Origin of the sequence: Hahella chejuensis KCTC 2396 (assembly GCF_000012985.1) — a bacterium.
Taxonomy (GTDB): Bacteria; Pseudomonadota; Gammaproteobacteria; order Pseudomonadales; family Oleiphilaceae; genus Hahella; species Hahella chejuensis.
The window spans coordinates 5,519,552-5,543,237 of sequence record NC_007645.1; the positions used below are offsets into that span (position 1 = coordinate 5,519,552).

Annotated in this window: 19 protein-coding genes; 8 read left to right on the plus strand and 11 right to left on the minus strand. The window is 54.8% G+C overall.

The genetic code is table 11. From position 1 onward, the window contains the following. Positions 1-127 precede the first annotated feature (127 nt). From miaA to HCH_RS24200, 5 genes are all read right to left on the minus strand, one after another. Positions 128-1,126 (minus strand): tRNA (adenosine(37)-N6)-dimethylallyltransferase MiaA, encoded by a 999-nt coding sequence (gene miaA / locus HCH_RS24180; RefSeq protein ID WP_011399117.1) that lies wholly within the window; start codon positions 1,124-1,126, stop codon positions 128-130. Then, complete coding sequence (gene mutL / locus HCH_RS24185) at positions 1,126-2,964, minus strand: DNA mismatch repair endonuclease MutL (RefSeq protein ID WP_011399118.1); 1,839 nt, start codon at positions 2,962-2,964, stop codon at positions 1,126-1,128. Before mutL ends, miaA begins: the two co-directional genes overlap by 1 nt. Before the next feature lie 153 nt (positions 2,965-3,117). Beyond that, entirely contained in the window at positions 3,118-4,440 is a 1,323-nt protein-coding gene (locus HCH_RS24190) for an N-acetylmuramoyl-L-alanine amidase (RefSeq protein WP_011399120.1), read from the minus strand. A gap of 29 nt (positions 4,441-4,469) precedes the next feature. Next, a complete protein-coding gene (tsaE, locus tag HCH_RS24195) occupies positions 4,470-4,949 on the minus strand; it encodes a tRNA (adenosine(37)-N6)-threonylcarbamoyltransferase complex ATPase subunit type 1 TsaE (RefSeq protein WP_011399121.1) in 480 nt (159 codons plus the stop codon). A 5-nt stretch (positions 4,950-4,954) separates the two neighbouring features. Continuing rightward, complete coding sequence (locus HCH_RS24200) at positions 4,955-6,445, minus strand: bifunctional ADP-dependent NAD(P)H-hydrate dehydratase/NAD(P)H-hydrate epimerase (protein WP_011399122.1); 1,491 nt, start codon at positions 6,443-6,445, stop codon at positions 4,955-4,957. A 156-nt stretch (positions 6,446-6,601) separates the two neighbouring features. On the opposite strand from HCH_RS24200, the gene queG reads away from it, so the two are divergent. Further along, positions 6,602-7,726, plus strand: coding sequence for a tRNA epoxyqueuosine(34) reductase QueG (gene queG, locus HCH_RS24205; protein ID WP_011399123.1), 1,125 nt, complete (start codon positions 6,602-6,604; stop codon positions 7,724-7,726). Here queG and orn read toward each other — a convergent pair. Next, positions 7,715-8,263, minus strand: a complete 549-nt coding sequence (gene orn / locus HCH_RS24210; RefSeq protein WP_011399124.1) for an oligoribonuclease — start codon at positions 8,261-8,263, stop codon at positions 7,715-7,717. The genes queG and orn overlap by 12 nt on opposite strands. A 178-nt stretch (positions 8,264-8,441) precedes the next feature. Here orn and rsgA point away from each other — a divergent pair, with 178 nt between their 5' ends. Beyond that, complete coding sequence (gene rsgA / locus HCH_RS24215) at positions 8,442-9,488, plus strand: small ribosomal subunit biogenesis GTPase RsgA (protein ID WP_011399125.1); 1,047 nt, start codon at positions 8,442-8,444, stop codon at positions 9,486-9,488. Positions 9,489-9,493: 5 nt separating this feature from the next. Here the strand turns inward: rsgA and motB are convergent, their stop codons facing one another. Both motB and motA read right to left on the minus strand, forming a co-directional pair. Beyond that, positions 9,494-10,480, minus strand: coding sequence for a flagellar motor protein MotB (gene motB / locus HCH_RS24220; RefSeq protein ID WP_011399126.1), 987 nt, complete (start codon positions 10,478-10,480; stop codon positions 9,494-9,496). A gap of 53 nt (positions 10,481-10,533) precedes the next feature. After that, a complete protein-coding gene (gene motA / locus HCH_RS24225; protein ID WP_011399127.1) occupies positions 10,534-11,385 on the minus strand; it encodes a flagellar motor stator protein MotA in 852 nt (283 codons plus the stop codon). A gap of 95 nt (positions 11,386-11,480) precedes the next feature. On the opposite strand from motA, the gene HCH_RS24230 reads away from it, so the two are divergent. From HCH_RS24230 to asd, 3 genes are all read left to right on the plus strand, one after another. After that, positions 11,481-13,223: an HDOD domain-containing protein gene (locus HCH_RS24230; RefSeq protein WP_011399128.1), complete on the plus strand. Its 1,743-nt coding sequence runs from the start codon at positions 11,481-11,483 to the stop codon at positions 13,221-13,223. A gap of 128 nt (positions 13,224-13,351) precedes the next feature. Continuing rightward, on the plus strand, positions 13,352-14,176 hold the full coding sequence (locus HCH_RS24235; protein ID WP_011399129.1) for a rhodanese-like domain-containing protein: 825 nt from the start codon (positions 13,352-13,354) through the stop codon (positions 14,174-14,176). 39 nt (positions 14,177-14,215) lie between these two features. Next, on the plus strand, positions 14,216-15,106 hold the full coding sequence (gene asd / locus HCH_RS24240) for an archaetidylserine decarboxylase (protein WP_011399130.1): 891 nt from the start codon (positions 14,216-14,218) through the stop codon (positions 15,104-15,106). 49 nt (positions 15,107-15,155) lie between these two features. On the opposite strand, the gene epmA is transcribed toward asd, so the two are convergent. Further along, positions 15,156-16,112 carry an EF-P lysine aminoacylase EpmA gene (gene epmA, locus HCH_RS24245; protein ID WP_011399131.1) on the minus strand — a complete coding sequence of 319 codons (957 nt, stop codon included), beginning with the start codon at positions 16,110-16,112 and terminating at the stop codon, positions 15,156-15,158. A 106-nt stretch (positions 16,113-16,218) separates the two neighbouring features. After that, positions 16,219-16,791, minus strand: coding sequence for an elongation factor P (gene efp, locus HCH_RS24250; protein WP_011399132.1), 573 nt, complete (start codon positions 16,789-16,791; stop codon positions 16,219-16,221). Positions 16,792-16,875: 84 nt separating this feature from the next. On the opposite strand from efp, the gene epmB reads away from it, so the two are divergent. The 3 genes from epmB to HCH_RS24265 all read left to right on the plus strand — a co-directional run bounded on the left by epmB (position 16,876) and on the right by HCH_RS24265 (position 22,257). Continuing rightward, positions 16,876-17,922, plus strand: a complete 1,047-nt coding sequence (epmB, locus tag HCH_RS24255; protein WP_011399133.1) for an EF-P beta-lysylation protein EpmB — start codon at positions 16,876-16,878, stop codon at positions 17,920-17,922. A gap of 268 nt (positions 17,923-18,190) precedes the next feature. Then, on the plus strand, positions 18,191-19,993 hold the full coding sequence (locus tag HCH_RS24260; RefSeq protein WP_011399134.1) for a hypothetical protein: 1,803 nt from the start codon (positions 18,191-18,193) through the stop codon (positions 19,991-19,993). Between the two features lie 167 nt (positions 19,994-20,160). Continuing rightward, positions 20,161-22,257 (plus strand): EAL domain-containing response regulator, encoded by a 2,097-nt coding sequence (locus HCH_RS24265; RefSeq protein WP_011399135.1) that lies wholly within the window; start codon positions 20,161-20,163, stop codon positions 22,255-22,257. 125 nt (positions 22,258-22,382) lie between these two features. On the opposite strand, the gene serB is transcribed toward HCH_RS24265, so the two are convergent. Continuing rightward, on the minus strand, positions 22,383-23,612 hold the full coding sequence (gene serB, locus HCH_RS24270; RefSeq protein WP_011399136.1) for a phosphoserine phosphatase SerB: 1,230 nt from the start codon (positions 23,610-23,612) through the stop codon (positions 22,383-22,385). Between the last annotated feature and the right edge of the window lie 74 nt (positions 23,613-23,686).

Genomic DNA, 23,686 nt, shown 5'->3' on the forward strand with positions numbered 1-23,686 from the left:
TCTCCTACTTTTAGTTCTAATTATCGGTGATTAAATTACTAACTCGTGTATGTATTATCACCAGGGACGGTTTGCCAGCACTTTGGACAGCATTGAGTAATAGTATAGCGCTAACCTGCGATCTGACCTATAGTGGATTACACGATTGTAACCGTTGTGAAATCAGTCGCATAGCGGCTTCGACTAATTGTGTATCATCTGCAGACAACCAATTTATCTCGGGCCAGGAGCGCAACCAAGTCATTTGCCTTTTCGCCAACTGGCGAGTGGCCGCAGTCGCTTTTTCCACCATTTCTTCCCGACCGAACTCCCCTTCGAGATAAGACCACACCTGACGATAACCTACCGCCCTGATAGAGGGCAGCTCCACATTCAAATCGCCTCGCCGACGTAACTGTTCGACTTCATCTATCATTCCCTGCTCCAGCATGATTTGAAAGCGTTTGGCGATACGGGCGTGCAAATCCTCCCGCTTAACGGGAGCCAGAGCTAAGTTTAGCGCATTGTAAGGCAAAGCTGCGCCATTCACACTGTCCCAATTGAGTTCATTTTCTGGATTCGCTCCATCCGCCGCCCAATAATGCGAGAGCGGCTTCCCCGTCAGTCGATACACTTCCAAAGCGCGCTGAATACGCTGACGGTTATTCGGGTGGATTTTAGCCGCCGCCACCGGATCAACTTGGCGTAACTGTTCATGCAGCGCCGGCCAGCCTACCTGTTCAGCCTCAGCCAATATCTGACCACGCACATTCTCGTCTGCGCTGGGCATATCGCCCAACCCCTGGCACAAAGCTTTATAGTACATAATTGTGCCGCCCACCAGCAGAGGAATCCGTCCGGCGTTAACGCTTTGCTCCATAAGACGCAAAGCATCGGTGCGAAACTCTGCTGCGGAATAGGGTTCCGCCGGGTCGCGAATGTCAATCAAATGATGGGGATAGCGGGTCAGAGTGTCCGGGTCCGGCTTGGCGGAACCAATATCCATACCGCGATACACCATGACGGAGTCAACGCTTATCAAATCACAAGGCAGACGCTCGCTCAGCGCCATAGCGAGGTCCGTTTTACCTGACGCGGTTGGTCCCATTAACAGTATGGCAGGCGGCAGCGCCTTGTTATCCGACACTATCGCCCCCGTAAAAACAGTTTATCCAACTCAGACATTGTCAACTGCACCCATGTTGGTCGGCCGTGATTACATTGTCCGCTGCGCTCGGTGTCCTCCATGTCACGCAACAGCGCATTCATTTCTGCAATGGTCAACTGGCGATTGGCTCTGACAGCGCCATGGCAGGCCATGGTCCCCAACAGCTCATTCATCGTCTCTTCCACTTTGCGGGTGGAGCCATGCTCTGCAAGTTCCGCTATCACATCCCGCACCAAAGCCTCAACATTCGCATTCCGCAACAACGCCGGAACTTGCCGAACAATTATAGACTCTGCGCCGGCTGCTGTGATTTCCAGACCCAATTGCCGCAACGTCTCCGCATTTTCTTCTACCGCCAGCGACTCCCGGCGACTGACAGCCAGATTCATCGGCACCAACATAGGCTGCGTGGTCACACCGCTATTGTGCAGGGAGCGCTTCATCCGCTCGTAGACAATGCGCTCATGCGCCGCATGCATATCAACCAGAACCATGCCTTGTGCGTTCTGCGCCAGCACGAAAACGCCATGTAGCTGTGCAATCGCATAACCCAACGGAGCTTCAACAGCGTCATCGACGACAGACAAGACCTTCTCGGGCGCAGCGCCAAACATATCGCTAAGCCCGGATTTATCATGCAACTGTCCGTAGGCGGAAATCTGATCTCTGACAGCGCTGGCCGGGGGATTTCCGGTCATAGAGAACCCGGAAGCCGCAGGTTGCTGTCTTAAAGGCAGGGCGTCTTGCGTAGGCCACTGCATGACCGGCCGTTCTTGCTCCACTACCGGCAAGGTTTCCACCGCGGCGGCTTGAGGCTTTACTTCAGCTAACGCCCTATGCAAACTGCGAAACAGGAAATCATGCACCATACGCCCTTCGCGGAAGCGTACTTCGTGCTTGGTGGGATGAACATTCACGTCGACCGTGGCGGGGTCCAGCTCCAAGTACAAAACAAATGCTGGATGACGTCCGTGATAAAGCACATCCTGATAGGCCTGCCGCACAGCGTGCGCCACCAGCTTATCGCGAATTACGCGACCATTTACAAAGAAGTACTGCAAGTCAGCCTGACTACGTGAAAACGTCGGCTTGGCCACCCACCCAGTCAGAGACAGTCCCGATGCAGAAACATTAATGGGAATAGCGCTCTCAATGAAGTTGGCGCCGCAAAGCTGTCCTATGCGACGAATGTGGTCCTCTTCCGACGCGGCTGGACGCAGCTGATGCACGACCTTCTGGTTATGCCGCAAAGTAAACGCGACGCTTAGCCGGCCCAGCGCCTGCCGTTTGATGATTTCCTCAATATGTCCGAACTCTGTTTTTTCGGTGCGCATAAATTTACGGCGCGCAGGGGTGTTGTAAAACAGGTCACGGACTTCCACTGTAGTGCCGGGAGTATGCGCGGCTGGAGAAATTTCCGGCTTCATCTCGCGACCTTCCACTTCCACCTTCCAGGCTTCCCCCTGATTTTGCGGGCGCGAAGTCAGAGCAAGGCGGGAAACGGAACAGATACTGGCGAGCGCTTCGCCGCGAAACCCCAATGTAGCGACCGCCTCCAGGTCCTCAAGGGTTTCAATCTTGCTGGTGGCGTGACGCGACAGCGCCAACGGCAAATCCTCTCGCGGGATACCACCGCCATCGTCGCGAATTCGTATCAGTTTGACGCCGCCATTTTCGATATCGACTTCTATTTTGCGCGCGCCAGCGTCAAGCGCGTTCTCCACCAACTCCTTCACCACAGACGAGGGCCGCTCGACGACCTCTCCAGCAGCTATCTGGTTAGCCAATCGGGGGGAAAGTAAATGAATCTTCGACATCAGGTATTTCGACAAATTATCAGGAAGTGAGTCGCCCCGGCGCTAAGTGGACAGGTGCTCAGCGAGGGCGCACAGTTGTCGCAGATGGTAACAGATGTCGACAGGCAACAGAACCGGCGCCGCCAAGCGCCGGTTCAATAGTGGCAGGCTCGATCAGGTAGCGGGAATCATCAAGACCTGCCCTATCCGCAAGGATTCAGTGGTCAAGCCGTTGTGGTTCATCAGATCATTCAGGCTGATATTGTTTCTCTGGGCGATGCTGCTAAGCGTATCGCCCTTTTCGATCACATAAGTCTGCCCAAGCTTGCCCTGCCCAGACTGTTTTCGCCAAGCCATCAAAGTTCCCGGCGGCGGCGCATCGACAAAGTACTTTTGCAGCCCGCTGTAAATAGCCGCGGCGATTTTCTTCTGATACTTGCTGGTTTTCAGCCGCTGCGCTTCCGATGGGTTGGAGATAAAACCGGTCTCCACCAAAATGGAGGGAATATCCGGCGACTTCAACACCACAAAGCCCGCCTGCTCTACCCTTTTCTTGTGCAATCGGGATACCCCGCCCATCGATCTCAGCACGCTGTCGCCCACGGTAAGACTGGCCTTCAGGCTGGCGGTCATAGACAAATCCAGCAATACGCCCGCCAACACCTGATCCTTGTCCTCCAGACTCACGCCGCCTACACCGCCAATCAAGTCGGACGTATTCTCCTTTTCCGCCAGCCAACGCGCCGTTTCACTGGTGGCGCCGCGTTTGGAGAGCGCAAAGACGGAAGCTCCGCTGGCCTCTGGACTCTTGAACGCATCCGCGTGCACTGACACCAATAAATCCGCATTGTATTCACGGGCCAACGCTGTGCGGTTGCGCAATGGGACAAAATAGTCGCCTTTACGGGTTAAACGGCTGGAAAAGCCGCGCTCTTGGTCCAGCAGCGACTGCAACTCGCGGGAGATCGCCAACACCACATCCTTTTCACGAACGCCTTTAGGGCCAAGCGCTCCGGGATCTTCACCACCATGCCCCGCATCTATGACAACTATGATATCGCGCTTCTGCGTATGGTCGTCAGCCTGCTTCTTGACCTGCTGCACGCCGCCCGATCCATACAGGTCGATGACCAAACGATGTCCGTACTGATCATTCGGCTGTAGCGCAAAACTTTTTGGGTTAACGCCTTCTCTTAGGTCCAGCACTACGCGCAGGTCCTTGGAGCCGCGACGGGCGCTGCGGATACGCTGAATCGGCGTCCCCTCGTAACTGACGGCGGAAAAGTCAGTTTCCAAAGAGGCCTGCGATATATCAATCACCAACCGGTCCGGCTTCGCCAAAGCGAATACTTTGTGATCCACCGGCCCACTCATATCAAAAACCAAACGAGTATGGTCAGGAGCCGGCCAGACACGGACATTACTGACCGTGGCCGCTCCCGCAACGGAAGAAATCAGTATCACACTGAGTAATATCAGTCTGAGCGCTACTGTCATCTTATAAACCTCATTGCCCAGTATAGTGGTTACTCCCGGGACTGTTTTGCGTCATACGCCTCCAGCCATTGACAACCTCGCGTGGTGTGCGCCAGCAGCTTGATTCTGCGGCCTTTCATCAACACCTGGATATCCACCGTGAGGTCAGGCTCCGGCAACAATGGAGCGCCTTTATCCGGCCACTCCACCAAACAAATCGAATTCTCGTGGAAATAGTCGCGGATGCCGAGAAACTCCAGCTCCTCGGGGTCCGCCAATCGATACAGATCAAAATGAAAAACCAGCTTATCTTCCAATTGATAGGGTTCGACCAGAGTATAGGTGGGACTCTTAACCAAACCTGAATATCCCATTCCTCGCATCATGGCGCGCGTCAGCGTGGTTTTACCTGCACCCAGTTGTCCCTGTAGATAGACCACCCCGGGCGCGGCAAAGCATTGCGACAACTGATCGCCCAAGACCGCCATAGCCTCCTCATCAGGAGCCACTACCTGCCTGGATGAAAGCATTTGTGTCATACCCTCGCCTCGCGCATTACCGCCCCTAACTGCTTTAATAAGTCGCCGGCCATTAGCGATGCCTGCGCAACACTTTCCGTCGCCGAGTCCGCCGCCGCACCATGCCATGCCGCCGCCAGTTCGGCCGCCGCCAGCGGCGCCATGCCCTGCGCCAGCAACCCCGCCGCGAGACCTGTCAACACGTCCCCCATACCCCCGCACGCCATCCCCGGATTACCCGCCTGTACGACGACCAGCTCTTCTTGATCCGGAGCCGCCAGCAATGTGCCGACGCCCTTCAATAGGACATGACAATTATAGGACTCCGCCAAATCCCGCGCCGCCGCAAAACGGTCCTGCATGACATCCGCCACTGAGCACTCCAGTAAACGCGCAGCTTCTCCCGGATGCGGCGTCATTAACGAACGCGGATTGAGCTGAAGCTTGCGAGCAGCAATCATATTCAGGGCGTCAGCGTCGACGACCATAGGTTTATCAGCATCCAGGCAGGTTTGCAGACACATCTGCCCCCAGGGCTCCTTCCCCAAACCGGGACCAAGAGCGATTACCTCTGCGGCGTCAAGCATGGCCAATAGCTCACCCCGACTGTTGATTTCCCGAAACATGACCTCAGGGACTCGAGCCAACCCTGCGCCAACGTGCGCAGCGCGGGTGGCGCAGGACACCAGCCCACATCCGGCGCGATATGCGGCTTCCGCCGCCATGATCGCCGCTCCGCCGAAGCCTGTATCTCCACCGACCACCAACACGCGACCGAACATGCCTTTGTGCGACGATGGCTTGCGAATGGGCGCCAAACCGACAGCCTGAGAAAAATCAGAACGCCGGCAAGCCGTCGGCAGTTTACTATAAATGTCTGCAGGAACCTCTAACTCGTCAAATACAAGCTCGCCGGTGTAATCCGGCGCCTCGCCCGTTACCAGCCCTCGTTTCATACCGATAAAAGTCACCGTCATCGCCGCGTTAACGGTAGGCCCCAAGGGCATGCCAGAATCCGCGCACAAGCCGGAGGGGATATCCAAAGCGATGACTGGCCTGCCAGCCGTGTTGATGGCGTTAATCGCCGCAGCATAGTCTTCGCGTACTGCGCCGGACAGGCCTGTCCCCAGCATGGCGTCGACAATCACATCGCCGCTTATTAGACAGTCAGGAGACCATATAGCGACATCGACGCCGGCCGCACAGCAACTTGCAAAGGCCTGCGCCGCCTCGCCTCGTAATTTCTCAGGGTCGCTTAATGCGAATACTTCGACCTGCAGGTTATGACGGCGCGCCAGCTCGGCCACCACATAACCATCGCCGCCGTTATTGCCGCCACCGCAGAACAGGGTCAATCTTGCCGCTTCAGGCCAACGACGCACCAGCGCGCGGAACGCCGAACGTCCCGCCCGCTGCATCAGTTCATAGCCGTTTTCAGCCGCCATGGACTGTATGGCCAGCGCATCGAGCTGACGCACTTGCGCCGCTGTGAATAGGTCCTTCGGCATAGGATGGGAGACCCGCACAGATGACATTTCAAGAATCCACTTCAATTAATAGCGCTATACATATGTAAATTTTAGCAAAATACTCGAAAAAGACCATTTCGTAAACAACCATGCGCCGATGTGTCACAATAGCCCCCTGGATGAAAGCGGTAACTTATGACGAACGATACTTACAGCCAACCTCAACTTAATCAGTTGGCGGGCGACATCAAGCAGTGGGCGCAAGAGCTGGGATTTCAGCAGTGCGGCGTCACCGATGTCGACCTCGGCCACCATGAAGATGCGCTCAAAGACTGGCTGAGCAAAGGCTACCATGGCTCCATGAATTATATGGCGGACCATGGAAATAAACGCAGTCGCCCAGCCGAACTGTTGCCTGGCGCACTGCGCGTCATCAGTGTGCGGATGGACTACTGGCCCGAACAAAAAGGCAAGGCGCAAGCGCGTCTGGAGCAGGATCAGTCCGCCTATGTCTCCCGCTACGCCGTCGGCAGAGACTATCACAAACTCATGCGTAAGCGGCTCGCACAGCTTGGCAAGCGTATTCAGGAAGAAATTGCGGAGTCCGCTTATCGGGTCTTTGTCGACAGCGCGCCGGTTCTGGAGCGGGCTTTGGCGCAAAAGGCGGGCTTGGGATGGATTGGCAAAAACACCATGCTGATCAACCCCAAGGCGGGATCTTACTTCTTCCTGGGCGAGCTGTTCACCGACCTGCCCCTGCCCATAGACGCACCTTATCCCAAGTACCATTGCGGCAGTTGCAGCGCGTGTCTGGACTTATGCCCCACCAAAGCATTCGTGGCGCCTCATATTCTGGACGCCCGCCGCTGCATCTCCTATTTAACGATAGAATTAAAGGGCGATATTCCGGAAGAGCTTCGTCCCATGATGGGAAACCGTATCTTCGGCTGCGATGATTGTCAGATGGTTTGCCCTTGGAACAAGTTCTCCCGGCTTACCGGCGAAAAAGATTTCTCGCCCCGTCACCGTCTCGACAGCGCAGAATTGCTGGAGTTATTCGAATGGACGGAGGAGCAGTTTCTCAACAATACAGAAGGATCAGCGATACGCCGTACAGGACATGAAAGCTGGCTGCGCAATATCGCCGTCGCGCTGGGCAATGCGCCGACTACGCCAACTATTATCGCCGCATTGAAGGGCAAGCTATCGCACCCTTCCGTCATCGTTCAGGAGCATGTACGCTGGGCGCTGGCGCGACATGGCGAGCCGCTCGCAGAGACGACGGAGCGACAAGAAACGGACAAATCTTCAGTCCGTTAAACGCAGGAAGTGTTCGCGGTAGTAACGCAGCTCTTCCACAGACTCCCTGATATCTTCCAAAGCCTGATGCGAGCCTTTTTTCTTGATCCCTGCGGCCACTTCCGGCCGCCAGCGACGAGCCAGCTCTTTCAGCGTACTGACATCCAGGTTGCGATAATGGAAGAACTTCTCCAGATCCTTCATATAGCGGGCGAGAAAACGCCGGTCCTGACCAATGGAGTTGCCGCACATGGGGGAACACCCTGCGTCCACATGTTGCGCCAGAAAATCCAGTATTTGTTTCTCCGCGTCAGCCTCTCCGATTGTGCTGCCCTTGACCCGCCCCGTGAGTCCGCTGGCCCCATGCGTGTTGCGATTCCAGTCGTCCATCAGCGCTAATACGCTATCTGGCTGATGCACTGCGATAACCGGGCCTTCGGCGACCAACTCCAGGTTGCTAGTGGTGACAACCACCGCCATTTCGATAATTCGGTCCGAGTCCGGGTCCAGTCCGGTCATCTCCAAGTCGATCCAAATCAGGTTATCGCGACGTGACATAACTTCTCCATCGTTTTACAGTAGCACCGGCGTCAAACGGCGACTTCAGAAAAATCAGGCAGTTTAGCGGCATCCATGGCCGTTTGTAAGCTTTAAGTCGCCAGCGGCATGCATACCGAAGGCCATCAGGCTGTATATTAAACTAGTGTAGTTCATAGGATAGTTAAGCCCCCCGATTATGGCGAAGCGAAAACTCAGCAAACAGCAAAAATGGCGCATCCAGAAGATCCAGGACGAGCGCACCAAGCGCGCGACCCGCAAGGAGACGCAACTGGAAAGCCAATTGAGCGGAGGAGAACTGTCGGCGGAGCAGGAAGGTCTGATCATCGCCCACTACGGCCAGCAACTTGCGGTCGAAGCCCTGGAGCCGCCTCACGCAGGCCAGATATTTCGCTGCTACGTCCGCGCCAATATTGATTCCCTGGTCACCGGCGACCTAGTGATCTGGCGCGCAGGTCCTGATAATTCCGGCGTCATAGTCGCCCGACAACCGCGCGAGTCGGCCCTGAAACGTCCAGACAAGTTCGGCCAACTGAAACCCATCGCCGCCAATATTGACCAAATTCTGATCGTCATCGCGGCGGAGCCGGAACCTCATCACAACCTGGTTGATCGCTATCTGGTGGCCTCAGAGGCTGTCGGCATTCCCCCCCTGATCATTCTTAACAAACAGGATCTGATCAACGACGCCAACCGCGACGCGCTGCAACAGTTCAAAGATCAGTACCAGCAATTGGGCTATGAGTGGATTGACGCCTCCACCAATACACAATCAGGCCTGGACGACCTCAAGCAACACTTGGCCCACAAGACCAGCATCTTCGTCGGTCAATCCGGCGTTGGGAAATCTTCGTTGATAAAAATGCTGCTGCCGGAGGAGGACGTCAAAGTTGGCGACCTGTCGGAGAACGTTCGCAAAGGCACACATACCACCACCACGGCCAAACTGTTTCACCTTCCGTCCGGCGGCGACTTAATCGACTCCCCCGGCATCCGGGAATTCGGCTTGTGGCATATTGATGAGCACACCCTGGAGGACGGCTTCGTCGAGTTTCGCCCCCATCTTGGCCATTGTCGCTTCCGTAACTGTCGGCATATTCAAGAACCGGGTTGCGCCTTACAGTCAGCGCAGGAAAGCGGGGAGATTCTGACCAGCCGCATGGAAAGCTTTCTGCGCATCAGAGAATCGCTGCAGGAACAGGATATCCACGAGGAAAATCTTTAGGCCATTTACCAGGTCAGACCATCGGTGTTCGGCGCAGGCTTATCGTCTACGGGCAGATCTTTGTCTGGATCGAACTCCGGTTTGCGTCCCTGACGGTCCAAAGTGCGATCTAACTCTTCCAGTAAATCCGATGTAGAGATGGCGCTGTCCGCTTGTTCAGCGCCTTCAATGTCCTCTTGCGTCTTTTTATTCAGCACCAGGATGGAAATACGGCGGTTGACCGGGTTGTAAGGGTCTTTTTCATCGAACAGCACTGATGACGCCAACCCGACCACCCTGGCCATGCGCCCCTCCGGCAGCCCTCCCTCCACCAATGCGCGGCGCGCAGCATTGGCGCGATCCGCCGAAAGCTCCCAGTTGCTGTAGTTGTCTCTGCCTAAAAAAGGCTGCGCGTCAGTATGCCCCGATACGCTGATCTTATTTCTGACTTTGGCGATGCTTTTCGCCAGTTCAAACAAGATTTCCTCAAAGTAAGGCTGGAGTTCAGAGCGGCCGCTGTCGAACATGGGACGCTGGCGCTTGTCGACAATCTGAATGCGCAAGCCTTCATCAGTGATATCCAGCAGCAGTTGATCTTTGAACGCATTCAGTTTGGGGTTTTTCTCGATCTGCGCCATGATTTCCTGCATCAGCTGGGTCAGCTTCTGCTGCTCAAGTTGCGCCGCAAGATCCTGAATGGTGTCTTCGCGCATGCGCACTTCCGGTTGGTCTTGCGGCTTACCGGCGGTGTCCTGAGTCACCGTAACAGTGACGCTGCCTCCGAGATCAATCACATAGGGGCTGCCGCCTTGCTCAAAGCCTACTGGATCTGTGAAGTAGCCGGAAATCGCATCTTTCTGCTCCTTGGTGGCCGCCTCGCTCAGCCAGAGCACCAGAAAAAACGCCATCATAGCAGTGGCGAAGTCTGCAAACGCCACCTTCCAGGCGCCGCCGTGGGCGTGGTGACCTTTGCGGACGCGACGAACGATAATCGGCGGACGTTCCTCCATCATATCCCGCCTCCTTTACACTTCCGCCAGCGCGCTTCAGACATAACCGCTTTCGCCTATTTGGAGCGAACGTAGTCGTTAAGCTCCTGAAAACTGGGACGTACGTCCGAGTTCAGGGCCTTGCGCCCAAATTCGATGGCCAATTGCGGCGCCAGGCCGGTCATGGTCGCCAGTATGCTGACCTTGACGCACTCATAAGCTTTTATTTCCTGTGCGGCCAAGTTATGCATCGCGTGGGAGGCGGGGCCGACAAAGCCATAGGCCGCCAAGATCCCCAGAAAGGTCCCAACCAGGGCGGCGGCGACATGCACGCCCAATTCATCAGGCGGCCCTCCGAGCGATTTCATCGTGATGACGATCCCCAACACAGCGGCGACAATCCCGAATCCCGGCAGAGCGTCGGCCACACGATTGACCGCATCGGCGGGCTTTTCCAGCTCCTGCATCCGGGTTTCCAGCTCCATGTCCATCAAGCCCTCCAACTCATGAGGGGCCATATTGCCGGTGCTCACTATGCGCAGATAATCGGTAATGAAATCGCGTAGTTTATCCATGCGCACAATGGCGGGATAACGATTGAATATTTCACTGTTGAGAGGATCGTCCACGTCCGCTTCTATCGCCATAACGCCGGAGCGCCGCGCTTTATCAAACAGGTCGTACATCAAACTGAGAAGATCCATATACACTACCCGGTTGAAGGGCGACCCCATGATCATTTTCGGAATGGTATGAAGGATCTGTTTGATAACTTTGAAGGGATTGGAGATCAGAAAGGCGCCAAACGCCGCGCCGCAGATGATAATTAACTCGAAAGGCTGCCACAGAGCGGCCAGCTCCCCGTGCGACAACACATATCCGCCCAACACGCTGGCCAGAACGACGATCACTCCAAGAATTAAAAGCATACCAGGAACATTCTCTGCTTAAGTGACAAGGCAGCCACTATTAACTACTTTTATATTGATAGTTAAGTTCAAAACCAGCGATTTCACAAATACTTATGCAGGATACCGCACCGCCCCAGCAATCTACGGCGTGGGTGGATCAGTTGGTTAAAAAACCGCTGCCCCCCGTTACCGCCACCAATAAAATTCTGTTGGGACTGCTCAGCAAATCCTCCTTGTCCTACCAGGGGATGAGCGACTTCATAAAAAACGACCCCGTGCTGGCGCTGACCGTTCTCGGCAAAGCCAACGTGGCGATTCGCAGCGACGAAAGCCTGGTGAAAACGCTGGCGCACGCCATCAGTCTGCTGGGAGTGGGGTTTCTGGAAAAACTACTGAAAGAGACGCCGCCGCCTGAATCGGATCGAGAAGAACCGGTGCGACGTTACCATCAGGCCATCGCCACCAGCTTTTTCGCCGGTCATCTCGCATCCTACATTGCTGCGCACAAACACAAAGGTAAGGAAGAAGAGTATTTCTGGGGAGGCCTGTTCTGGGGGGCGCCGACCTGGTATCTATGGCGCTACACGCCCAAGAAAATGCAGGCCTGGACGCAAAGACTCGAGCACTCTTCGACACATCGCCGCTCTGTTGAGGAAAAAGTGTTTGGTGCTCCGTTTATTGCGGTTTGGAGCAAAATCCAGGAAGCGTTCGCCTTGCCGCAGACAGCCGTGGATGAACATTACCTACATGATCTTCCTCTGATGAGGCAGCTTGTGCGCATCTCCCGTCGCTACAAAAGCACCGGGTCCGGCGATTTATCCGAAGACCGCGACCTGCGTTTGTTTGTAAACAAGCCGGAATTCATCGTTGGTTTAAGCAACCTTATCGCCTTTCATGCTCAGCTCAATTGGCGCAGCAGCATATTCAACCGCCTCTGCAAAGTGCTGGCGGTGTATCTGAACAGCTCTCTCAGCGAGGTGATTCGGCAAACGCATCTCATCGCCATCGAATCGGCGCGCCTACACCCATTAGCATCAGGAAACCGGCTGGCGGAGTCGCTCTTGTGGGACCCGAAGCTACCCAATCGTCAGGAAGAAGACGCGCCCGCCGCCCCTGTAGCCGCCCCTGTAGCCGCCCCCTCTCCCGCTCAGGAGCCCAGGCCCACCCCAAGCAAAGAACCCAAAGTCGCTATGCCGCCTCCGCCACTTGTAGAAGAGGACAATACAGAAGAGCCCTTTTTTCGCGCGCAAACCGAACCGAAAGAAAAACCCGTTCCGCCCACTCGCCAGACCGCCCAGGCCGATGTCAGAAAATTACGCCATGGCAATCGAGACCTTTACGCCGAACTGACCAACATGATGCTGCAGTCGCCGCATCAGTTTAAAGACATCGCCTTTCTCATGAACAACGCCGCCCGCTGCGTAAAATACGGGGTGGGCCTGCATACCTGCGTCATCGCCCTGATCAACACCAAGCGCACACGCCTCAAGGGATATTATGCAGTAGGCGCGGAAGATCGTCCCGACCTGCCTCGTATCGACCTGGACCTGACTGAAGCCAGCCTGTTCAGCAAGCTGATGGAGAAGCCATCCAGCCTTTGGGTCAAGCCCGGCAGCTCTCCCAAAGTAAAAGCCATGATCCCCGACAGCTTCAAGGCGCTCAACAAAATGGACGACTTCTTTCTTATGTCCCTGTTCGTGAAAACCCGCCCCGTTGCATTATTTTATGCGGACGCAGGCCTTGGTAGCCTGCCTCTCAGCGAGTATGAATATGAAAGCTTCAAGCATGTCTGTAGCTCGGCGACTCATGTTCTGCACCACTTCGCCGTACGCAATCAGCAGAATAAGAATGCATAGCGCTCACCTCTGAAAGCGCTATGCGCAAATAACCGCATTTGCTAACATCCGAGGCTTTCAACCGCCGCCCGACCTGCCACTCAGCGGCGCCTCTATATCTTACCGCCCAACCAAAAGAGAGCATCCCGATGGCGAATAACCTGGACTCCCTGCCATTAATTCTTGAACCAGAACAGCTGGAGCCGCTGCTTGGCTCGCCCGGCTTGATCCTCGTTGACCTTTGCCGCACGGAAAACTATCAAGCGGCGCATTTGCCGGGAGCGATTCATATACCGCCGGGGGCGACGCAGTATGGTCGTCCGCCCGCGCCCGGCCTGTTACCCGAGGAGTCTCAGCTACAAGCCATTGTTCAACACATTGGGTTACGTACGGACAGCCACGTAGTGGTGTACGACGATGAAGGCGGCGGCTGGGCCGGTCGCATGATCTGGTTACTTGATAGCATTGGATTTCAGCGATACAGCTACTTGAATGGCGGACTGGTCGCCTGGCATGACGAAGGGAGACCGCTCACTCGCGAGGAGCCGACCGTCACGGCCGGCAATTACGATATTCGGTTGCGCTCAGAATCCACAGTGACCCTGGATCAATTACAAACCGAGCTGGGCGACCCCGCCCTGGGGATCTGGGACGCCCGATCACCGCAGGAATATCAAGGTCTACGCCAAGCAGCGATGCGCAATGGCCATATTCCCGGCGCCGTTAATTACGAGTGGACCCGGGCGATGGACCCGTCCGCGGGCTTGCGCCTGCGCGACCTGACGGTAATCAAAGCGGAACTGGAAGCACTTGGCCTTAACGCGGAAAAACGCATCGTCACTCACTGCCAATCCCATCACCGCTCTGGACTGACTTATTTGCTCGGAAAGGCGTTGGGCTTTAATATGCGCGCCTACGCTGGGTCTTGGGGCGAGTGGGGCAACCACCCCGATACGCCGATCGACCAGCCCTGACAAGCCGCGTTTGCGGTAGTTTTACGCACGGAACACAACATGTCCTTATTTGACCGTCTTTTTATTCTGAGCCAGCATCTGACTCCACAGCACGCGCTGTCGCGCGCCATTGGCAAGCTGGCGGATTCCAGGACGCCGTTTATAAAGAACACCTTCATCAAGTGGTTCATCAAGCGTTACAACGTAAACATGCAGGAAGCGCTGCTTCCGTCTGCGGAAGATTACACCTGCTTCAACGACTTTTTTACCCGAGCGTTAAAGGATGGCGCACGCCCTATCCACCCGGACGTCTCAAGACTGGTTACGCCGGTGGACGGCGCAGTATCACAGGCTGGTTCTATCGATTACGGCAAGATCTTCCAGGCCAAAGGCCACAGCTTCAGTCTCGTCGAGTTACTGGGGGGCGATCTGCAAAGAGCGCAGCCATTTATTGGCGGAGAATTCGCCACTATTTATCTATCCCCGAAGGACTACCACCGCATCCACATGCCGATCGACGGTGAATTGCGGGAGATGATCTTCGTTCCCGGCAAACTTTATTCCGTCAACCCGCTTACGACTGAGAACGTACCCGCCCTGTTCGCGCGCAATGAGCGCGTAGTGTGCATTTTTGACACGCCGCTGGGGCCGATGTCCATGACGCTGGTCGGCGCCATGATCGTCGCCAGCGTAGAAACGATTTGGGCAGGTAGAGTGGCGCCAATGAGCAAAACTGTGCGCAGCTACACCTACAAACCAGGCGAAGTCACGATCAAACGTGGCGAAGAAATGGGGCGTTTCTGCCTGGGCTCAACCGTTGTGATGACCTTCCCTAAAGGCGCCATGCGCTGGCGCGAAGGCCTCAAAGCGGAGACGCCGGTGCGTTTGGGCGAAGATCTGGGCAAAATTTTGCAGACCGTAGCGACCGTTGACGAACAAAAAACGGATTAAAATGACGACGGGCGACAGGCCGCTTCGGTCTGTCGCCGCGACGTTTCAGCTAGATTCTATCCGCCGGAAATCCCAACACATCCTCTAACCGGCTTTTCCCTTCGAGCACCATGAACAACCTATCTACGCCCAATGCAATGCCAGAGGACTCCGGCATATAAGGCAGCGCCGCCAGTAAACGCTCATCCACTGGGATAACCGGTTTCTTCGCCGCCGATCTGGCGATATTGTCTTCTTCAAAGCGCCGTCTTTGCTCAACAGGATCTATCAACTCGTCATAAGCATTAGCAATCTCAACTCCATTGATGTACAGCTCAAAGCGGAAAGCCACCGCGTCGCCCTCTGCGTCTTCGCCGACCCTGGCCAACGCCGCCTGACTCGGCGGATAGTCACGGATAAACACAGCCCCCAAGGGTTTCAACGCCGGCTCGACCCTGTGAGTCATCAGCACATCCAACGCCTCATCCCGGCTCAACTCTGACGCCGTCATGCCGCTGGCCTGCGCCGCAGCTTCCTGCAGCACCGACGCGCCCGCCCGATACGGGTCCAGATCGACAAAGCGCTGAAACGCCTCCCGATAACTCATACATTCCGCTTTTTCTTCATAGCCCAGACTGGCCAGAAGCTCCTCCACCTCCCTTTGCAGGTCCTGAAGAGAAAAGCCAGGACGATACCACTCCAGCATAGCGAACTCCGGATTATGACGGGCGCCAATTTCACCGCGCCGAAACGCGCGGGTAATCTGGTAGATAGGTCCCGAACCGGCGGCGAGCAATCGCTTCATGGCGTGCTCTGGCGAAGTCAGTAGATAGCGAGGCTCTGAGTCGGCGCTAATAACATCAAAGCTGTCCAGGTTAAGGTCCGTCGCGGTAACGCTGCTCAGTAAAGGCGTATCCACTTCCAGGACCTGCCGGGCATCGAAGAAGGCGCGGATACGCTTAACGAAATCAGCTCTTTTGCGAAGGGTGTCGATTGCGGCGCTTGGGCGCCAGTCTGGCTGTTGCATAGTGGGATAAGAAAAAGCATCAGTCTGAAACAATAAAAAAAGGCGAATCCAACGAATTCGCCTTTCCTGAGTCAACGCGCAGCCTTCACAGGCCTTTACGGTCTTATCAGCTCTTAACGCGGCTCACGTATTCACCGGAACGAGTGTCGACTTTGATCATTTCGCCCTGGTTAATAAACAGAGGAACGGCCACCACAGCGCCGGTGGTCAGTTTGGCTGGCTTGCTGCCGCCCTGAGCGGTGTCGCCGCGCACGCCGGGATCGGTTTCAACAATTTCCAGCTCGACAAAGTTGGGCGGAGATACAGACAAAGGCGCGCCGTTGTATAAGGTCACGGTGTAGACGTCCTGCTCTTTCAGCCACTTAGTGGTGTCGCCGACAGCGGAAACGTCCGCCGCGTGCTGTTCGAAAGAGCCGTCAGTCAGCATGAAGTGATAGAATTCGCCGTCGGTGTACAGGTATTCCATATCCAGATCCACGACATCCGCGCCTTCCACGGAATCACCGGATTTGAAAGTGCGCTCGCCGACGCGGCCAGACTTCAGGTTACGGAACTTGACCCGGTTGAACGCCTGTCCTTTTCCGGGTTTGACAAACTCGTTCTCAATAATGGAACAAGGGTCTCCGTCCAGCATAATCTTGAGACCTGATTTGAATTCGTTGGTAGAATAGTTGGCCATACTTCCTCTTGAAACAGAATGATCGCCAGACGGCGACGCATGTTAAAATTCGGTCAGAACCTGACGTGTGGTGCAAATTTGTAAATGATAGCCCGAAATCCGGTTGCAGTAGAAGTCTGCGACGCGAAACTTGACGCCCAATCCGCCCCCTCACTCTCCTGGAACCAGCAAATTGCCGACATGATCAAGTCGCCGCAGGAACTGCTGTCGCTCCTGGAGTTGCCGGAAGCGCTGTTGCAAGATGCGCTTCCCGGGCATGCGCAGTTTCCAGTGCGGGCCACTCGCGATTACGTGCGCCGCATGAAAAAAGGCGACCCGAGCGACCCTCTGCTATTACAGGTGCTCCCCCTGCATCTGGAACAGCAGGAAATGATCGGTTATAGCGCAGATCCACTGAGCGAAGCGGATTACACTGCATCCAAAGGCATTTTGCAGAAGTACCACGGCCGCGCCTTGCTTATTACTACAAGCGCCTGCGCCATCCATTGCCGCTATTGCTTCCGACGCCATTTTCCCTACAGTGAACACCGCCAAAGCCGTGCGCAATGGAAGGAAGCGCTAGCAACCTTGCCAGGCGACGGAGGCGTCAGTGAAATCATTCTTAGCGGCGGCGATCCGCTTATGCTGAATAACCCGGTTCTCGATGAACTGCTTACTCTCATCGCAGAGCTGCCGCAGATCAGCAAGGTGAGACTACATACCCGCCTGCCAATCATGCTGCCGGACCGCATAGACCAGGGGCTACTGGATCTGCTCTCCAACCGTCCGTTTAAAACTATCATGGTGATCCACGCCAACCATGGCGCGGAGCTGGACGCCTCAGTGGAAAAAGCATTGGCGCGACTGCGTCCAGTCGTTCACATGATGCTGAATCAAACAGTTCTGTTGAAAGGCGTTAATGATGACTCATCCACCCTCGCCGCTCTCAGCGAGAGATTGTTTGAATGCGGCGTCACACCCTATTACCTGCATCAACTCGACAAAGTTCAGGGCGCCGCTCATTTTGACTGTGGCGACGAACGCCTTTCTTCTTTAATGCAAGCGTTAAGAGCCAAGCTACCAGGATACCTGGTTCCACGCCTGGTCAGAGAGATCCCCGGAGCGCCCTCCAAAACGCCCATCTTCGCTTAAGCGGAGACAAGGGCGCAGCGCAAAAAAGTTTTGACAGGGATGACTGGTTATGTAACTTTTTGTCGCTTTGTGTTACACCCGTGTTAATCGTAAAAGTTTGCAAAAGCAGGGATTTTGGAGGCCCCTCCACTCCCTTTGAAGAATCTTTGCTATTCTAAAAGCAAGAATTTTCATTTATTTTGAAAAAACGCGCGTATCTCGCTGGATTCATTAAGTTATCGGCAGGCATGCGTTCAGGTCACCACGAAAACTACAATGGTTGTCATGCATGGACGGTCAAAGTACTGCGCCGAAAATAACTGTTCCTGAGCTCAAGCTCACCTCGCTGTCCTTCTGCGAACCTAACGTTAAGCAGTTGGAGCATTGGGTGAGTCAGCTGCCCATCGCCAACATTGGCGAAACCGCCAAACGGCTATACCATGCGATTATTGAACTCAACCAGCTAATTACCGCACCCGCTAACCGTTTTCAATTAATGGAAGTCGTCCGTGGACCTATTTATTACGTCTGCACGGAGTTATCAAAGCACTTTCTTAACCACTCAATAGTCCTGCCGGAAAAACAGCGCAAAATCGCCAACCTCGCCCAAGCCCTTCAGTTACATCTGGCTAACGGCTATAAATTGGTGATTCACGACCAGCTCAGCGCCTCCATGTCGGATCGCGCCAAAAAGTCTCTGGCGACGGCCTGCCATCGCGCAATCAGCGACCTTTCCCGTTGCGTATTACGCGCCTGCCAGCTGTATTGCCAAAGCCCGACCAATGTCTGGCTGGAAATTCATCAGCTCTACAAATTCGCGCGCACCTATAAATTCGCCAACGCAAAAGTACGTGACGAGCAGTCTAAGTTATTTGAAGAAACCACACTGGAGCATATCTATAAGCGCGTGCTGCTGCTTGGCTGCTGCAAACCCAATCAGATGCGCCAGAATGATATCGCCGCCGCTTTCGAGGCCTTCGAGTCTTGGGCGCAATTCACGGATGTGTTGGACGACGTCGAGACGAATGCGCTATTCATCGTCAATCCCGGCGCAGATGCGGCGCCCCACTATCGTAGCCTGCAAAGCGCAGCGCCCACCCTGGACTCTTTCGGTTTCGACACCGCCCGCCTGGTGGACAGGCTGACGGACTACATCGCCTACGTGAACACCCATAAGAAAACGCCGGAAGGCGTTTTGGACATGCCTGTGCGGATGACCGACAACGTATTGTCCTCACTGAGCCAGGCGTTGGGCATTCTGACGAAACGCACTTTTAAGCGCATGTCCAGCACAGGTCGCGTCTTCCTGAGCGTCGGCCTCTCCGCCACACACTTTTTCTGCGCCAACGGCGTCGAGTTCAACACACTGCTGATGTCGAAGAACGACGATGAAGATGACGTCAATTATTTCATGCAGCGCGCGCGCAAAACCGATGTCTGGAACTCCTCTTTCGACGCAGGCCCCACTCGTGATGATCGCGGCCGTGCGGCGGAAATGTCGCCCATCAACTATCCCGGCATCAACCGCATCAAACAGACGGAAACCAAAGCCAACTACATGCAGCATATCGTGCCTCTGGTGAACACCAGTCCGGGCGGTTACTGCATTCAATGGGTGGGCGACGTGCCCGGCAATGTGCAGGCCGGCGAGTTACTCGGCGTGCGTGAAGATGAGTCTCATCCCTGGAGCATTTCCGTCATCCGCTGGATTCGCCAGATCAAGCAACACGGCACCCAGTTCGGCGTGGAGTTGCTCGCTCCGAGCGCCAAGCCTTGCGGCGTACAGCTCACGCAGAAAACCGGTGAAGGCAGCGAGTTCTTGCGCGGACTGTTATTGCCGGAGCTTCCCTCCATCGGGCAGCCGGCGACGCTCATCACCCCACGCCTGCCGTTCCAGGTGGGCCATAAAGTCATCATCAACAAACAGGGACGCGAAACCAAAGTGCAGCTTTGCCGCCGAGTGTCCGCTACCGGCAGTTTCAGCCAGTTTGAGATTAAGTTTTTAAATCAATCGCTTAATCAAGCTCAGGAAGAGGTCAAAACCACTGGCGCAAGCGAAGATGATTTTGATTCATTGTGGCCGTCCTTATAGGAACGAACGTCAAATTACTTAATATATTTCCTTGTCGCATAATAAAGAGCGACCTAGAATAACTTACATATATAAAACTTTGTAAAATCTAGGCTGTAGGGCGTTCTTTAGATACGTTCGGCGGCAAGGTTTACGCCAATTGACTGGAGTTTGATCAATTCACGTTCATGCAAAAAAAAAATCCAACGGTACATTTGCTGATCCTGGACGCCTCGCAAAATGATGCCGAAAAAGTAGTCAGCCTACTTCGGAATGCAGGGAGAGCCACGCGAGCTCACCGAGTCACCAGTCTGGAGGATTTGGAAGAGTCGCTAAACTCCCAGGTGTGGGATCTGTTCATCGCCAAAGAAGTCGACGGGGAAGTCACCTATAAGCACTGCCTCGAACAAATTAAAAGACTGGAAAAAGACCTTCCCTTTATCCTTCTGACACAGACCTTCGACGAGGACTCCGCCCTGGAAGGACTGAAGCTGGGCGCACGCGAAGTATTGCCGGTAGACGCGCTTCCGCGAATGGTGTTTTCCGTCAAGCGCGAGCTGAGCGACCTGGAGGAACGACGTCGCCGCCGCAACATCGAAGTACATCTACGAGAAGCGGAAAAGCGCTGCAATCTGTTGCTCGAAAGCTCCATGGACGCCATCGCCTACATCAACGAAGGCATGCACGTTTTCGCCAACAAAGCCTATTTGGACTTGTTCGGCTATGAAGACATCGACGAATTGATGTGTATCCCCGTCATGGACGTTCTGTCCAGTGGCAGCCAGGAACCCTTCAAGGACTTTCTTAAAGCGTTTAATGACGCCCAGCAAAATCAGCAGCATAAAGAGCTGACCTGCACTATTCGCAAGAGCGACGACTCCGAAGTGGAAGTGGTGATCAGCTGCTCACAGGCGACCTACGACGGCGAAGCCTGCACACAGATTATCGTGCGCCCGGAAGTCGATCCCGAGCTGGAAGAAAAATTACGTAAGTTCAGTAGCGAAGACTTGTTGACCGGCCTCTACAACAAGGTGCACTTTATGGAGCACCTGGAAGGCGCGATAGACAAGGCGCTCAACAACGATCTGCAGGGCAGCCTCCTGTATCTGGAGCTGGACGATTTCTCCACTGCCCGCAACGATTACGGCATTCCTGGCTCAGACAGCATTCTCGGCGACTTCGCCAACATGTTGAAGTCTATTTGTCCTGAGAATTACTCATTGGCTCGTCTTGGCGACGACACGTTCGCCATATTGGCGACCCAGGTCGATGATAAAGGCTCCGAGCAACTGGCGGAAAATATCCGCAAGCAAACGGAAGAACATCTGTTTGAAGTCGGCGACCGCACCGCGCAGGTCACTGTCAGCATCGGCATCGCCCGCATCAATGAGAACGCCCCAAAAGCGGAAGACCTTATGAGTCGCGCCCACAGGGCCTGTTCCCACATTCACAGCCTGGAAGGCAAGAAGAAAGGCAACGGGGTTTACTTGTATAACGCCGTGGACTTCGACGCCACCCAACCTTTGGATGAAGACATGGTGGCCGTACTGCAGCGCAGCCTGGACAATGGCCGCTTCCGCCTGCTGTTCCAGCCCATCATTGGTTTACGCGGCGAAGGCGAAGAGCACTACGAAGCTTTCCTGCGCATGTTGAACGACAAGAACGAAGAAATCAGCCCTTCTGAGTTTTTGCCTATCGACAGCAACGCAGAGCTTGCCATCAAGCTTGATCGCTGGGTGATCCTGCAGAACATCAAGAGCCTCAGCGCGCATCGCGCCAAAGGGCACGACACCAAGCTGTTCTTGAATATCACTCCCTACACAGTGCTGGATAAAACCTTCGTACAATGGTTGGGCTTGGCGTTGAAGGCGGCCAAACTGCCTGGCGGCGCCTTGATATTCCAGATCGCCGAAGAAAACGCCATCGAGTATCTGAAACAAGCCAAAGAGTTCGCTGCAGGCATTAAACGCCTGGGCGGCAAGATTTCTATTGGACGTTTCGGCTGCGCCTTGAACCCATTCAACACCATCAAGCACGTTGAATGCGATTACATCAAGATGGATGGCTCATTCACCGAAGAAATTCAGAAAGACGAGCGCTCCAAAGAGAAGCTGAAGGAAATGATCACTCAGCTGCAAGAGTTGAAGAAACTGACGGTCGTACCTTTCGTGGAAAACGCTTCCGTGCTGTCCACCTTGTGGCAGGCGGGCGTCAACTACATCCAGGGGTACTATCTGCAAGAGCCCTCACCAGAAATGAATTACGACTTCAGCGAGGGCGAGTAGCCTCGCAGAAGTCGACATTCGTTCCTTTTGCTGTGTTCTCGGCGGGCCTGAGGCCCGCCTTTTTTGTTGTGGATGTCCCGACCTGAATAGAGTTGACGCCTATTCGGACTAGACAGGAGGGCAGCTTACTCGCCGCCCGCCAACAAAGCAGTATCGCTTTCCCGCAATCCCAGCAAGTAAAGGATGCTGTCGAGCCCCAAATTGGAAATAGCATGCTTGGCGGACTCTTTCACCAGCGGTTTAGCGCGGAAGGCGATGCCCAGTCCAGCAGCGCTCAGCATCGGCAAGTCGTTAGCGCCGTCGCCCACCGCGATGACTTGCTCCAGGCGCAAACCTTCTTTCTCCGCAATTTCCCGCAATAGCTCCGCCTTACGCGCGCCATCGACAATTCTGCCGGTCACTTCACCCGTGACTGCGCCATCTTTAATATCCAGTTCGTTGGCGTAGACATAGTCGATGCCCAGCCTGGCCTGAAGCAACTTCGCGAAATAGGTGAAGCCGCCGGATAGAATCGCTGTCTTATAACCCAGCATACGCAGATGGGAAATCAGTTTTTCCGCGCCTTCCGTCATCACCAGTCGCGCCTGCACCCTTTCCAGAACGCTCTCAGAAAGCCCTTTTAGCAACCCTACCCGCTTGCGGAAGCTTTGCGAAAAGTCCAGTTCGCCACGCATGGCCCTTTCGGTGATTTCTGCGACCTGGTCCCCCACACCTGCTTCTTTAGCAAGCTCATCAATGACTTCCGCTTCGATCAGCGTGGAATCCATATCGAAAACCACCAGACGGCGATTACGGCGATAGATGTCGTCTTTCTGAAACGCGATATCCAGATTCAGATCATTCGACACATGCAGGAACTCCGCCTTTAAAGCATCCAGGTTCTGAGGCGTGCCGCGTACGGCGAACTCTACGCAGGCTTGAGCATTGGTGCGGTCTTCATAAAGCGACAGCCGACTGGACAGGCGACTGATGTTGTCAATATTCAAATGGTGATCGGCAGTGATGCTTGATACTCGCGCGATTTGCTCTGCGGTAATCTCCCGGGCCAACAGCGTGACAATATAACGCTCCTTGCCTTTGCCTTTCGCCCACTCGGAATATTCCTGCTCTGAAACCGGCTTGAACTGCACCTGCAAATTCAAGGCGTGAATACAAAACAGCAGCTCCTTCAGCACATTCGCGGATTCCTCACTGTCAGGAATCTGCACCAATATGCCCCAGGTCAGGTAATCGTGGATGACGGCCTGGCCGATATCCAAAATAATCAGCCCGTGCTCCGCCATGATCCGGGTGATCGAGGAAGTCAGTCCCGGTTTGTCGTATCCCGAGACATTAATAAGTAGTATTTCGCTCACGGCGTATTCCACCTCAATCTAACTGCTTAGCTCAATAATTGTGGTCATTGCGCGCCCGAACGAGCGCGCAGAAG